Genomic DNA, 12,277 nt, shown 5'->3' with positions numbered 1-12,277 from the left:
CCATGAGCCTGCTCGACTCCCTGCGCCGTCTGTTGCCACCGGAACCGTATTCGTCGCCGACCGCCGACGTCGCACTCGAGCGTCCGTGGCATGGTGTCCGCGAGAAATCCGTGCAATGCGTCGGCCCGCACGGCTTCCACCGCATGGCCTATACGGAATGGGGCGATCCGGCGAGCCGGAAGGTGCTCGTGTGCGCCCACGGCCTGACCCGCAACGGGCGCGATTTCGACTTTCTCGCGCAGGCACTCGCCGACGACTACCGGATCGTCTGCCCGGACGTGGTCGGGCGCGGGCGCAGCGACTGGCTGGGCGTGAAGTCCGACTACGGGTTTCCCGTGTACGTCGCCGACATGGTCACGCTGCTGGCACGCCTCGATGTCGAGACGGTGCATTGGGTCGGCACGTCGATGGGCGGGATCATCGGCATGCTGATTGCAAACAAGCCCCACACACCCATTTCGCGGCTCGTCCTTAACGACGTCGGTCCGGTGATCACCGCGGTTTCACTGAAGCGCATCGGGGAATATGTCGGGAAGGCGCCCAAATTCTCCAGCATGGCGGACGCCGAGGCCTGGATCCGCGTGGTCAGCGCCCCCTTCGGGCCGCTCACCGACGAGCAGTGGCTGCACCTGACCCGCTACTCGGTCCGTCCGGTGGAGGGCGGCTTCGCGATGGTGTACGACCCGGGACTCGGGGACGTCTTCCGGGAAGCCCCCGTGGCCGTCGATGTCGATCTGTGGGATGTCTACAAGGCGATCCGCTGCCCCACGATGGTCATCCGGGGCGCCGAATCCGACCTGCTGGCACCGGAGATCTTCCGCCAGATGGGCGAAACCGGCCCGCGCGCGCGACTCGAAGAGATCCCGGGCGTCGGTCACGCCCCCGTGCTGATGGACAGTGCGCAGATCGCACTGGTGCGCGACTTCCTGAGCGGACGATGACCTGGCCGGCACGGGGAATAGGGAGCTCATGAGCGGCATATCGACACTCGACTGGGTCGCGCTCGGCTGGTTTCTCGCCACATGGGCCGGCTACGGCTGGTTCTCGGAGAACAGCCGATGGTCGCGGCGCGGACTGATGGTCGTCAGCCACCGCTATCGGCTCGACTGGGCGCGCGAGATGCTGGTACGCGAGACCCGGGTGAGCGACGCGGCCCTGGTCGGGAACCTGATGCAGAGCGTGTCGTTTTATGCCAACACGACGATCTACATCATCGCCGGCCTGCTGGCCGTTTTCGGCGCGCTGGACCAGGCGATACGTTTCGCCGCAGAACTGCCGTTCGCGCGCGTGACCTCGCGCGAACTGGCGGAGATGAAGCTGCTCCTGCTGTTCGCGGTCTTCGTGGTCGCGTACTTCAAGTTCACGTGGTCGCTGCGCCAGTTCAACATGCTCTCGATACTGATAGGAGCAAGTCCGACCGGACCATCGAGCGAAGTCAGCGAACGCATGGTGCAGCGGGTTGCGCTGGTGAACTCGCTGGCCGGCGACGAGTTCAACCGCGGCATCCGCGCGTACTACTTCGGCCTCGCCGCGGTCACCTGGTTCATCCAGCCGTGGCTGTTCCTGGCATTGACGACGATCGTGGTGGTCGTGCTCTACCGGCGTGACTTCGCCTCGTCGGCGCTCGACGCGCTCGACGACCACGTACCCTGAGGCGGCCACGCCCGGTCAGACGGTTTCATCAGCGGGGCGCCGCGGGTCGAAGTGGATCGATGCGGAGTTGATGCAGTAGCGCAGTCCCGTCGGCGCGGGGCCGTCTTCGAACACATGCCCCAGATGCGCGCCACACTGATGGCACAGCACCTCGGTGCGATGCATGTAGTGGCTGTGGTCTGCCGCCTGCTCCACGTTTTCGGGCGTGGCCGCGGTCCAGAAACTCGGCCAGCCGCAGCCGGCGTCGAACTTGTGTTCCGAGTCGAACAGCGGCGCGCCGCAGCACACGCAACGGTACTCGCCGTTCTCCCAGAAATTCCAGTATTCGCCCGTGAAGGCACGCTCGGTGCCTTTCTGGCGGGCGACCTGGTATTGCATTGGCGTCAGCTGCGCGTGCCACTCGGCGTCGGTCTTTTCGATCTTGCGATTCATGAGTCACCTCCATCCGGGCCGCGCGCCCCCATTGTCAATGCAGATGGCGAGGAGCCTGTTCCCCGTGCTCGTCGGGCATCTCGGCATGCACGATCTCGCCCTCCGGGGACGGGTAGAGCGGCGCGCCGCAGTCGTCGCAGTATTCGAGCGGAAAACGGTGCTCGAGGTTCACGATTTCCGTCACGCCGCAGTCGCGCAGTACCGCTTCGATCTCGGCGTTCGCGTCCGTCGTCTCGTCCTCCGCACCAAGCAGCGGCCACACCACGCCGTGCACCACCTCTTCCTTGCCCTTCAAGGTCAGGCCGACGCGGTACTCCTCGAGCTCGCGTTCGTGGAAGGGCGCGATGACGGCCCGCACGTTCGCGGCCGGCGTATCGAGTTCGGCACCGAGAAAAGCGACCGAGGCGCGGATCGCGTACGGCCGGCTGTCCTTGTCGGCCTGGCGGCTCGCGGCGAAATAGGCTTCCGGCAGTACCACTTCCATCGCGCAGCCTGGCAGAAGGGGTGCGAGGCACGCCCCGCCCTGCATGCGCCATTGCGCCATGCATTGTTCGCGCGTGCGCTCGGGTTCCTGCCATGCGAACAGCGCCTCGCCCTTCGGGACGGCGACCGCCGCCAGCAGGTAACGGGTGTCGGACAGGAACTGGGCGGTTTCCGGCATGCCCTCCGTTTCGATGTGCAGATCCTTCCCCGCAACCGCGGCACGCCCCAGGGCGACCGCGAACGCAGCGGTGGCACAGTAGCCCTGCGGCAGCTGGTCGGGGCTGAAGAGGAAGTCGGACAGAGCGACTTTCACCTTGTCGGCAAGCACATGCGCCTGCAGGTGCACGCGCAGGTTGGCCAGTACCGCGGACGGAATCGTGTTCGAGGGGATGCGGTAGCGCGACCAGGCCAGCACCGGGGCCGCGATCAGCACGACGTCGTGATCGGGCGATACGCCCGGGGCGCTTTCCGCGCGCGATTCGATGTAGTCGGCCAGCTCGTCGTAGGCACGTGCGTCCGCCGCATAGAGATGATCGAGCGCGGCGTTCAGTGTGTCCTCGCCGCCTTCATCGAGGATGCGGTCGAGGTTGTCGCACAGGAGATGGTCCCAGTAACGGTCCTCCGCGCGGCTGCCGGATTCGGCTAGGCCCGTTGCGAGCCAGATCAGGTTTTCGGCGTCACGGCCCAAACCACCGCGGCGTTTTTGACGGGGTCTCTTCATGGAATTTCCTGTTTGGGGAAGTTGCTGCGCCCGTACAGCTCAGTAGGCGGGCTTGTTGAGCCTTACGGCCTGCAGGATGGTAGCGGAAATCTCCTCGATCGATTTCGTCGTCGAATCGAGCCACTGGATGTTCTCTCGGCGCATCAGTCTCTGCGCGGCCTCGATCTCGAAGCGGCAGTTGTCGATCGCCGCGTAGCGGCTGTTGGGACGCCGCTCCTGGCGGATCTGCGCGAGCCGCTCCGGCGAGATGGTAAGCCCGAACAGCTTGCTGCGGTGGCGATGCAGTTCGCCCGGCAGCTTGTTGCGCTCGAAATCCTCGGGAATCAGCGGGTAGTTGGCCGCCTTCACGCCGAACTGCATGGCGAGGTAAAGGCTCGTGGGTGTCTTGCCCGAGCGGGATACGCCGACGAGGATCACGTCGGCGTCGGCGAGTTCGCCATCCGACGAGACGCCGTCGTCGTGCGCCATCGCGAAGTTGATCGCCTCGATGCGCGCCTTGTAGTCCTGGCTCTCGGCAATGCCGTGGAAACGTCCAACGGTATGTGTGGAGCGCTGGCCGAGTTCGGCTTCCAGCGGCACAATGAACTGCTCGAAGAGGTCGACGAACAGCGCGTCCGAATCGCGCAATCCGCTTTCCGGGTGCGGATTCACGAGGGTGCTGAAGACAATCGGGCGGACGCCGTCGTTGGCGCGCGCTTCGCGGATCTGGCGCGCCACATCGAGTGCCTTGTCGAGATCATCGACGAAGGGGATGCGGACCTGGCGCAGCCCCGACTTCGGGAACTGTGCCAGCAGGCTGTGGCCCAGCGTTTCGGCCGTGATGCCGGTGCCGTCGGAGATGAAGAATACGGTCCGGGAGGGATGATCGCTCATGATTGGTGGCCGAAGATCGTTACATACGGGAAAACCTGCCGTGCGGCAGAGCAGCAAATTTCGTTAAAATTACATTTTGCTTTCTCCCCAACAAAACCGGAAGGCCATTCATGTCCCGTTATGTCATCCCCTTCACTGAACTGCGCATGTCGGACGTAGAGCAGGTCGGTGGCAAGAACGCCTCGCTCGGCGAGATGATCAGTCAGCTGCCCTCGAGCGTGCGGGTTCCTGGCGGTTTCGCGACCACTGCGTACGCGTTCCGCGAGTTCATCGCCCACCAGGGACTCGCTGACAGGATCCGCGCGGCGCTGGATGCACTGGACGTGGATGATGTCGAAAAGCTGGCGAAGACCGGTGCGCAGATCCGCCGGTGGGTCGTCGAAACTCCCTTCCCGGCCAAGCTGGAAGACGAGATTCGTGCAGCCTACAACGCACTGACCGCGGAAGGCGAGGGCAGTTTCGCGGTGCGCTCGTCGGCGACCGCGGAAGACCTCCCGGATGCCTCGTTCGCCGGCCAGCAGGAAACCTTCCTGAACATCCACGGCTACGAGAACATCCTGCATGCGATGAAGGAAGTGTTCGCGTCGCTGTACAACGACCGCGCCATCGCCTACCGCGTGCACAAGGGCTTCGCCCACGCCGACGTCGCACTGTCCGCGGGCGTGCAGCGCATGGTGCGTTCGGATACCGGTGCCTCGGGGGTGATGTTCTCGATCGACACCGAATCGGGCTTCGACCAGGTCGTCTTCATCACGGCCTCGTACGGTCTGGGCGAGACGGTCGTGCAGGGCGCGGTGAACCCGGACGAGTTCTACGTGCACAAGCCCACGCTCGAACTGGGCAAGCCGGCGGTGATCCGCCGCAACCTCGGCTCCAAGCTCATCAAGATGGTCTTCGCCGACAAGAAGGAAGCCGGCAAATCGGTGCGCACGGTCGACGTGCCTGAAGCCGATCGCGTCAAATTCTCGCTGACGAGCGATGACGTGCTGGAACTCGCGCGCTACGCGGTGGTGATCGAGAAGCACTACGGCCGCCCGATGGATATCGAGTGGGGCAAGGACGGCCAGGACGGCAAGCTCTACATCCTGCAGGCCCGTCCGGAGACCGTGAAGAGCCAGGCGAACGGCCTGGTGATGGAGAAGTACCGCCTCAAGCAGTACGGCAAGGCGCTCACGCACGGTCGCGCGATCGGCCAGAAGATCGGCGCGGGCACCGTGCGCGTCGTCGCCGACGCTTCCGAGATGAGCCGCGTGCAGGCGGGCGACATCCTCGTCACCGACATGACCGATCCGAACTGGGAACCGGTGATGAAGCGCGCCAGCGCGATCGTGACCAACCGCGGCGGTCGCACCTGCCACGCGGCGATCATCGCGCGCGAGCTGGGCATTCCGGCGATCGTGGGCTGCGGCAATGCGACCGACGTGCTGAACGAGGGCGACTCGGTGACCGTGTCCTGCGCCGAAGGCGACACCGGTTACGTCTATCGCGGCAAGCTCGACTTCGAAGTGACGACCACGGACATGGGCAACCTGCCCGAGATCCCGGTCAAGATCATGATGAACGTCGGCAACCCCGAACTCGCCTTCGAGTTCGCGCAGATCCCGAACGGCGGCGTGGGCCTCGCGCGCCTCGAGTTCGTCATCAACAACATGATCGGCATCCACCCGAAGGCGATTCTCGAGCTCAACCAGGTGCCCGCCAGCCTGCGCGACGAGATCACTCGCCGTTCGCGCGGCTATGCGACGCCGAAGCAGTTCTTCATCGAGAAGCTGGTCGAAGGCGTCGCCACGATCGCCGCGGCCTTCTATCCCAAGCCCGTCATCGTGCGCATGTCCGACTTCAAGTCGAACGAATACCGCAAACTCCTCGGCGGCGAGATCTACGAGCCGGAAGAAGAGAACCCGATGCTGGGTTTCCGCGGCGCGTCGCGCTACATCGCGCACAGCTTCCGCGACTGCTTCGAACTCGAGTGCATCGCGATGAAGAAGGTGCGCAACGACCTGGGACTCACCAACGTCCAGATCATGGTGCCCTTCGTGCGCAACGTGGAGGAGGCCAAGGGCGTCGTCGATCTCCTCGCGGCGCACGGCCTCAAGCGTGGCGTGAACGATCTCAAGCTCGTCATGATGTGCGAGATCCCGTCGAATGCGCTGCTCGCGGACGCCTTCCTCGAGCACTTCGACGGCTTCTCGATCGGCTCGAACGACCTCACCCAGCTCACCCTGGGCCTCGACCGCGATTCCGGCCTGGTTGCGCATGCGTTCGACGAGCGCGATCCAGCGGTCAAGCAGCTCCTGTCGCTCGCGATCAGCTCGGCCAACCGCCTTGGCAAGTACGTCGGGATCTGCGGCCAGGGGCCGTCGGATCACGCCGACTTCGCCGAGTGGCTGATGGACCAGGGCATCCAGACGATCTCGCTCAACCCGGATACGGTCGTCGACACCTGGCTCAAGCTCTCCGCGCACGCCAGCAAGTAACACGCTGCAGAAGGGAAACGGCGGCGGCAGCCGCCGTTTTCTTGTCAGTGGCCACCCGAAGCCCCGCCGATTGCGGCGGATGCTAATCATCGCTTATTATTTTCCCAGAAAACAAATTCGGGGAAATTGATGGCCAGGCCCAATGTCGCCCTGCAGGGGTGTGCCCTGCTGTTGACCGCGACCGTGCTGTGGGGCGGGATGTTCCCGGTAGCGAAGGACGCGCTCCACACGGTGGATGCGTATTACCTCAATACGCTTCGCTATGGCGTCACGGCGGTCGTGTTCATCGCCATCCTGTGGCTCGCGGAGGGACGCAAGGCCCTGCGATACGACGGGCATCTGATCCGCGCCTCCCTGTTCGGCGCGATCGGCTTCGGGGGGTTCAGCCTGTTGGCCTTTGTCGGGCTCGCTCACACCCAGGCCTCGCACGGCGCGATCATCATGGCGATGCAGCCCATGATCGGCGCACTGGTCCGCTGGCTGTGGCAGGGGCATCGGCCGCCCCGCATCACGCTCATCTGCATTACGGCGGCCTTTGCCGGGGTGTTCCTCGTGGTGACGCGCGGACAGATCGAGAACCTGTATTCGGGCGCGGGGTGGGGTGACCTGCTGATCGTGCTCGGTGCGCTCAGCTGGGTCGTCTACACCTTGGCCGCGGGCAGCTTTCCGGGCTGGTCGCCACTCCGCTACACCGCGCTGACCTGCCTGACCGGCGAGGTGGCGATCATCGCCGTGACGGCGTTCACGACCATCACTGGCATCTCGACCACACCGTCCCTGCAGAGCCTTGCTCCGGTTGCGCCGCAACTGGTCTATCTCGTCCTGCTGGCGTCCATCGTCGCCGTCCTTGCCTGGAATGCGGGGATTCGTGCGCTCGACCCGCTCAGCGGCATGCTTTTCATCAACGTGGTACCGATCACGGCCTTCGTGATCGGGATTTACCAGGGACAGCATTTTGTTGCTGCGGAGCTGACGGGCGCGGTGCTGGTGATCCTGGCGCTGTTCAGCAACAGCCTTGCGTTGAAATTCCTTCGTGCGCGCTGATGCGCACGGTCATGACTGACGGGAGAAGCGAGCAATGAGTGTGATCGAAGGCGCGGTCCGGGATCTTCTGGAAAAAACGGAGTTTCTGACGATCGTCACGGAAGGGCCCGACGGGCCGCATGTCGTCGGCAACTGGGGGGAGTACCTCCGCCGCATGGGCTTCGACGGCGATCGGCTGGTTTTCCCTGCCGGGTACTACCGCAAGACCGAGGAAAATCTGCGCCGCAACGCGCGGGTACAGGTGCTGGCCGCATCTCGCGCCGTGGATGGCAGTCACGGGCCGGGCCAGGGTTGCCTGCTGCACGGGACCGCCTCGATCCTGAGCGAGGGGGGGCTGGTCGATCGTGCCAAGGCGGCATTCCCGTGGGCGCGCGGTGTCCTGGTGATCGACGTCGATCGGGTAGAGCTGCAGTTGTAAGCGCGCGGCACGCACGGCCCACGGCAGGCGGCGGACGGCGCAGCCCTTGCGAGCTGCGCTCCCGGCCGTTCGCGTCGTCAGAGTGCCGCAGCGACGCGCGTTGCCTGATCGATGGCGCGCTTCGCATCGAGCTCCGCGGCCACATCCGCCCCACCCAGCAGCCGCACGTCCATGCCGGCCGCCTGCAGCGGCGCGTGCAGATCGCGCAGCGGATCCTGACCGGCGCACACGACGATCGTGTCGACCGGCAGGAGCTTCAGTTCGTCGCCGAGCCGCAGGTGCAGGCCGGCGTCGTCGATCCTTTCGTAGCTGACCCCGGCCAGCATCTTCACCCCGCGTCGGCCGAGCAGCGTGCGCCGGATCCAGCCGGTGGTCTTTGCCAGACCTTCGCCGACCTTCGTCGGCTTGCGCTGCAGCAGCCACAGCTGGCGCTCGCGCGCTTCCTCCATCGGGGGGCACAGGCCGCCGCGCGCAGCGTAGGTGGCGTCGATTCCCCATTCGCGGCGGTAGTGTTCGACCGGATCCTCGGCGAGGTTGGCATGTGTGAGCAGTTCGCTGACGTCGAAGCCGATGCCGCCGGCGCCGATCACCGCGACTTTCCTGCCGACCGGCTGGCGCCCGGTGATCACGTCGATGTAGCTCGCGACCTTGGGGTGGTCGATGCCGGGGATGTCCGGCGTGCGCGGCGTGATCCCGGTCGCGAGAAGCACGGTATCGAAACGGCTGACCAGTTCGTCACTGCCGACGCGGTGGTTCAGCTTCACCTCGACGCCGGCCTTTTCGAGACGCCGGTCGAAGTAACGCAATGTTTCGGCAAACTCTTCCTTGCCGGGGATTCGTTTCGCGAGATTGAACTGGCCGCCGATCTGCGCGGCCGCGTCGAACAGCGTCACCGCATGGCCGCGCTCCGCCGCCGTCGCCGCCGCGGCCATGCCCGCCGGGCCGGCCCCGACCACGGCGACACGCTTCTTCGCGATCGCGGGCGAGATCAGCAGCTCGGTCTCGCGGCAGGCGACCGGATTCACGAGACAGGAGCAGGGCTTGGCTTCGAAGATATGGTCGAGGCAGGCCTGGTTGCACGCGATGCAGGTATTGATCTCGTCGCCGCGGTCCGTGGCGGCCTTGATGACGAAATCCGGATCCGCGAGGAAGGGCCGCGCCATCGAGACCATGTCGGCGTCGCCGCGGGCGAGCACCTGCTCGGCGACCTCCGGAGTGTTGATCCGGTTCGAGGTGATCAGCGGGATGCTCACTTCGCCCTTCATCCGCCGCGTGACCCAGCTGAACGCGGCGCGCGGCACCATCGTGGCGATCGTCGGGATGCGCGCCTCGTGCCAGCCCACGCCGGTATTGATGAGCGTCGCGCCGGCCGCTTCGATGGCCTTCGCGAGGGCGACGATTTCCTGCCAGGGGGCGCCGCCATCGACGAGGTCCAGCATCGAGATGCGGTAGATGATGATGAAGTCGGTGCCGACCCGCTCGCGTACGCGCCGGACGATCTCGACCGGGAAGCGATGGCGGTTCTCCATGCTGCCGCCCCAGCGGTCGGTGCGTTGGTTGGTCTGCAGCACGGTGAATTCGTTAATCAGGTAGCCCTCGGAACCCATCACCTCGACACCGTCGTATCCCGCGCGCCGGGCGAGGGCCGCGCAGCGGGCGTAATCCTCGATCGTGCGCTCGATATCCTCCTCGGTCATTTCCCGCGGCGTCGCCGGCGAGATGGGCGCCTTGAGCGCGGAGGGCGCGACGGAGCCGCGGTGATAGGCGTAGCGGCCCGTGTGCAGGATCTGCATGCAGACCCGTCCGCCTTCCGCATGCACCGCGTCGGCGATCAGGCGGTGCTGTGCGACTTCCTCGTCGTTGGTGAGGGCGCTGGCACCGGGGAAGATCAGGCCTTCCGAGTTCGGCGAGATTCCCCCGGTCACGATCAACCCGACGCCGCCCCTGGCCCGTGCTGCATAGAACGCCGCAAGTTTCTGGAAGCCGTTACCGGACTCTTCGAGTCCCGTGTGCATCGAGCCCATCAGCACGCGATTCTTCAACGTGCAAAAGCCGAGCTCGAGAGGCTGGAGCAGATTCGGATAAGGGGGGGCGGCGGTCATTCAGGTCTCCTCGGGTGTCCGTCTTATGGGCCGGGAACGTACGGTTCCGTATTGTGCCTTCCGGGCGATGATAGTGCGTTGCGGGGATGCGGAACAGAGGGGGCAGCGCCCGTTCCGGTGTAATGGGGCTACCTGCCTGCGCACTGCGGCCGCGAACCGGGCGGCCTCGCGGAGTTTCTACCTCGACGCATCGTACCTTTCACAGCGGTGTGGATTATCCCGCCCCGCGCGGCACTGCGATCGTTGCCAGCGGCGGCGGACGCGTGACCTACGCCGGCCATCGCGTCGAATACGGCAAGACGGTGGAAATCGATCACGGCGGCGGTCTCGTGACGCGCTACGCCCATGCCTCCAGGCTCACCGTGGTGCCCGGCCAGATCGTGATACCGGGTCAGAAGATCGGCGAGGTCGGCTCGACCGGGCGCTCGACCGGGCCTCATCTGCACTTCGAGGTCATCAAGGACGGTCTGGTCGTCGACCCCGCGTATTACCTGGCACGCTTCTGAGCGCCGCCGATGAAGCCGTCGCCGCGTTCGCCAAATCACGACCTGACCCGCAAGGAATACACACTGAGCCCGGTCTCCCGTGGCTTCGGGCGCGTGGCATTCTTCCTGGGGGCGCTCGTCGCGATCCTGGTGCTGGCCGTAGCCGGCTTCCGTTTTTTCGAGAACCATCTCGCCCCGGCGTCGTTCCTGTCGGACGTGCGCGCGGAGAATGTCGAACTCCGGAAGGAGGTTTCCAGGCTCCGCTTCGAACTCCAGGTCGAATTGGCCACGCGGAACGAACTGGAGCGTCAGGTCGCCACGCTGAACGAGCAGCTGAAGCAGGTGGGCGACGAGCTCGCGTTCCTCAAGTCCGCGGGTGCGCGCGGTCCGGCGAAATGATTTGGCCCGCGGGGGCTGTAAAAACAAGAATTGCAATCAGGGAGCAACACTAATGCTGCGACGCAAGCGCAAGCACACGATAGAGATGACCAAGCTTTCCAGCCTGGTCGCCGACAATCTCGAGATCGTCGGCGATGTACTGTTCTCTGCCGGGCTCAGGGTCGATGGCCGGATCCAGGGTAATGTCATCAACCAGGACGGCGAACGCAGCCTGCTCGTGCTGAGCGAGAAGGGGTCGATCAACGGGCGCGTGCGCGCCTATGACGCCGTGATCAACGGCGTCATCACCGGCGACCTCGAAGTCGAACATTTCCTCGAACTGCAGTCGAATGCGCGGATATCCGGCAACATCGTGTATCGGCAGCTGCAGATGGAGTGCGGCGCCGTCGTCGATGGGAAGCTGGAGAAGCTCGGCGACGAGGCCCCTGCGGCCAACGTCATCGAGCTGGCCGGTCCGGCTGCGGCAGCCGGGGGGCGCTAGCTCCCGGAGCCGGGGGCGCCGACCTGGAAGTCCGTGTCGTCCTGCAGCCAGTGCAGGCGCCGGAACAGCGCCCACGCCGCCCATGCGGCGAACCACGTCACGTAGAAGCTGAAGACGATGTCGCTCAGGAAATGTCCGCCCTGGGCGATCCGTCCCATGCCGAAGGCCGACCCGGCCGCGAGACCGATAAGAGTCCAGCGCCTCCGGGCCGCCGCGCCGCCAAGGAACCCGAGGCTTACAAGGTAAAAGCCGGCGGAAGCATGTCCGCTGACGAACGAGCAGTTGCTGTCGCACTGGTCCGACGGCCGCAGGGCGGGCGAAAAGGTCCTGGCGCCCCCGAATTCGGCGATCTTGACGGGACGCGCGCGGCCCCATGCGTCCTTGAGTGCGACATCGACCAGCAGCCCCGGTCCGAGGATCAGCGCGGTAATCAGATAGGCAACCTGGATGCGCCGCTTGCGGCCGGTGGCGCCACGCTGGAACGAGTAGGCGAACAGGGCGATGAAGAGCCCGATGACTGCCGCTTTCGACATGAGCGGAATGCCACGATACAGCGATTGGACGACGGCGTTGTAATCGCCGGTGAAACCGTGCACGGGATCGTAAAACACTCCCGACACGGCGAGATCGATCTGCGGCAGGACCGTGAATAGCGCCGCGCACGCGAGCATCGTACCGACCATCCAGAGCGTCAGCCCGCTCATCGGCA

At 65.3% G+C, this 12,277-nt stretch carries 13 protein-coding genes; 8 read left to right on the top strand and 5 right to left on the bottom strand.

What is annotated here, in order from left to right; translation table 11 throughout:
- Positions 1-2 precede the first annotated feature (2 nt).
- Positions 3-941: an alpha/beta fold hydrolase gene (locus CDA09_RS12545; protein WP_121429009.1), complete on the top strand. Its 939-nt coding sequence runs from the start codon at positions 3-5 to the stop codon at positions 939-941.
- Positions 942-969: 28 nt separating this feature from the next.
- Positions 970-1,653 (top strand): DUF599 domain-containing protein, encoded by a 684-nt coding sequence (locus tag CDA09_RS12540; RefSeq protein ID WP_121429008.1) that lies wholly within the window; start codon positions 970-972, stop codon positions 1,651-1,653.
- 15 nt (positions 1,654-1,668) lie between these two features.
- Here the strand turns inward: CDA09_RS12540 and msrB are convergent, their stop codons facing one another.
- From msrB to ppsR, 3 genes are read right to left on the bottom strand one after another with little or no spacing between them, the layout of a single operon-like run.
- Positions 1,669-2,085 carry a peptide-methionine (R)-S-oxide reductase MsrB gene (gene msrB, locus CDA09_RS12535; RefSeq protein WP_121429007.1) on the bottom strand — a complete coding sequence of 139 codons (417 nt, stop codon included), beginning with the start codon at positions 2,083-2,085 and terminating at the stop codon, positions 1,669-1,671.
- Between the two features lie 34 nt (positions 2,086-2,119).
- A complete protein-coding gene (locus CDA09_RS12530) occupies positions 2,120-3,289 on the bottom strand; it encodes a DUF2863 family protein (RefSeq protein WP_121429006.1) in 1,170 nt (389 codons plus the stop codon).
- Between the two features lie 39 nt (positions 3,290-3,328).
- A complete protein-coding gene (gene ppsR / locus CDA09_RS12525; protein WP_121429005.1) occupies positions 3,329-4,162 on the bottom strand; it encodes a posphoenolpyruvate synthetase regulatory kinase/phosphorylase PpsR in 834 nt (277 codons plus the stop codon).
- Between the two features lie 110 nt (positions 4,163-4,272).
- On the opposite strand from ppsR, the gene ppsA reads away from it, so the two are divergent.
- From ppsA to CDA09_RS12510, 3 genes are all read left to right on the top strand, one after another.
- Positions 4,273-6,639 (top strand): phosphoenolpyruvate synthase, encoded by a 2,367-nt coding sequence (gene ppsA / locus CDA09_RS12520; protein WP_121429004.1) that lies wholly within the window; start codon positions 4,273-4,275, stop codon positions 6,637-6,639.
- A 171-nt stretch (positions 6,640-6,810) separates the two neighbouring features.
- On the top strand, positions 6,811-7,683 hold the full coding sequence (locus tag CDA09_RS12515) for a DMT family transporter (protein WP_164844412.1): 873 nt from the start codon (positions 6,811-6,813) through the stop codon (positions 7,681-7,683).
- A 34-nt stretch (positions 7,684-7,717) separates the two neighbouring features.
- The gene (locus tag CDA09_RS12510) at positions 7,718-8,101 is read left to right on the top strand and encodes a pyridoxamine 5'-phosphate oxidase family protein (RefSeq protein ID WP_121429002.1); all 384 of its coding nucleotides are present in this window, start codon (positions 7,718-7,720) and stop codon (positions 8,099-8,101) included.
- Positions 8,102-8,178: 77 nt separating this feature from the next.
- Here CDA09_RS12510 and CDA09_RS12505 read toward each other — a convergent pair whose 3' ends face one another.
- Positions 8,179-10,203, bottom strand: coding sequence for an NADPH-dependent 2,4-dienoyl-CoA reductase (locus tag CDA09_RS12505; protein ID WP_121429001.1), 2,025 nt, complete (start codon positions 10,201-10,203; stop codon positions 8,179-8,181).
- Positions 10,204-10,412: 209 nt separating this feature from the next.
- Between CDA09_RS12505 and CDA09_RS12500 the strand changes: the two genes are divergently transcribed.
- Genes CDA09_RS12500 through CDA09_RS12490 form a run of 3 tightly spaced genes read left to right on the top strand, consistent with a single transcriptional unit; the run spans position 10,413 to position 11,568 of the window.
- On the top strand, positions 10,413-10,709 hold the full coding sequence (locus CDA09_RS12500) for a M23 family metallopeptidase (RefSeq protein ID WP_286164110.1): 297 nt from the start codon (positions 10,413-10,415) through the stop codon (positions 10,707-10,709).
- Between the two features lie 9 nt (positions 10,710-10,718).
- Positions 10,719-11,087: an MreC domain-containing protein gene (locus CDA09_RS12495; RefSeq protein WP_121429000.1), complete on the top strand. Its 369-nt coding sequence runs from the start codon at positions 10,719-10,721 to the stop codon at positions 11,085-11,087.
- Between the two features lie 52 nt (positions 11,088-11,139).
- The gene (locus tag CDA09_RS12490; RefSeq protein WP_121428999.1) at positions 11,140-11,568 is read left to right on the top strand and encodes a bactofilin family protein; all 429 of its coding nucleotides are present in this window, start codon (positions 11,140-11,142) and stop codon (positions 11,566-11,568) included.
- On the opposite strand, the gene CDA09_RS12485 is transcribed toward CDA09_RS12490, so the two are convergent.
- Positions 11,565-12,272 carry a phosphatase PAP2 family protein gene (locus CDA09_RS12485; RefSeq protein ID WP_121428998.1) on the bottom strand — a complete coding sequence of 236 codons (708 nt, stop codon included), beginning with the start codon at positions 12,270-12,272 and terminating at the stop codon, positions 11,565-11,567. The two genes, CDA09_RS12490 and CDA09_RS12485, sit on opposite strands and share 4 nt — an antisense overlap.
- Positions 12,273-12,277 lie beyond the last annotated feature (5 nt).

This window comes from Azoarcus sp. DN11, assembly GCF_003628555.1.
Taxonomy (GTDB): Bacteria; Pseudomonadota; Gammaproteobacteria; order Burkholderiales; family Rhodocyclaceae; genus Aromatoleum.
This window is presented reverse-complemented; position numbering and strand designations above follow the sequence as displayed.

Excerpts from the sequence above, each read along its gene's own strand:
- CDA09_RS12545 (WP_121429009.1), top strand. The coding sequence starts at position 3 with ATGAGCCTGCTCGACTCCCTGCGCCGTCTGTTGCCACCGGAACCGTAT.
- CDA09_RS12540 (WP_121429008.1), top strand. The coding sequence starts at position 970 with ATGAGCGGCATATCGACACTCGACTGGGTCGCGCTCGGCTGGTTTCTC.
- msrB (WP_121429007.1), bottom strand. The coding sequence starts at position 2,085 with ATGAATCGCAAGATCGAAAAGACCGACGCCGAGTGGCACGCGCAGCTG.
- CDA09_RS12530 (WP_121429006.1), bottom strand. The coding sequence starts at position 3,289 with ATGAAGAGACCCCGTCAAAAACGCCGCGGTGGTTTGGGCCGTGACGCC.
- ppsR (WP_121429005.1), bottom strand. The coding sequence starts at position 4,162 with ATGAGCGATCATCCCTCCCGGACCGTATTCTTCATCTCCGACGGCACC.
- ppsA (WP_121429004.1), top strand. The coding sequence starts at position 4,273 with ATGTCCCGTTATGTCATCCCCTTCACTGAACTGCGCATGTCGGACGTA.
- CDA09_RS12510 (WP_121429002.1), top strand. The coding sequence starts at position 7,718 with ATGAGTGTGATCGAAGGCGCGGTCCGGGATCTTCTGGAAAAAACGGAG.
- CDA09_RS12505 (WP_121429001.1), bottom strand. The coding sequence starts at position 10,203 with ATGACCGCCGCCCCCCCTTATCCGAATCTGCTCCAGCCTCTCGAGCTC.
- CDA09_RS12495 (WP_121429000.1), top strand. The coding sequence starts at position 10,719 with ATGAAGCCGTCGCCGCGTTCGCCAAATCACGACCTGACCCGCAAGGAA.
- CDA09_RS12490 (WP_121428999.1), top strand. The coding sequence starts at position 11,140 with ATGCTGCGACGCAAGCGCAAGCACACGATAGAGATGACCAAGCTTTCC.
- CDA09_RS12485 (WP_121428998.1), bottom strand. The coding sequence starts at position 12,272 with ATGAGCGGGCTGACGCTCTGGATGGTCGGTACGATGCTCGCGTGCGCG.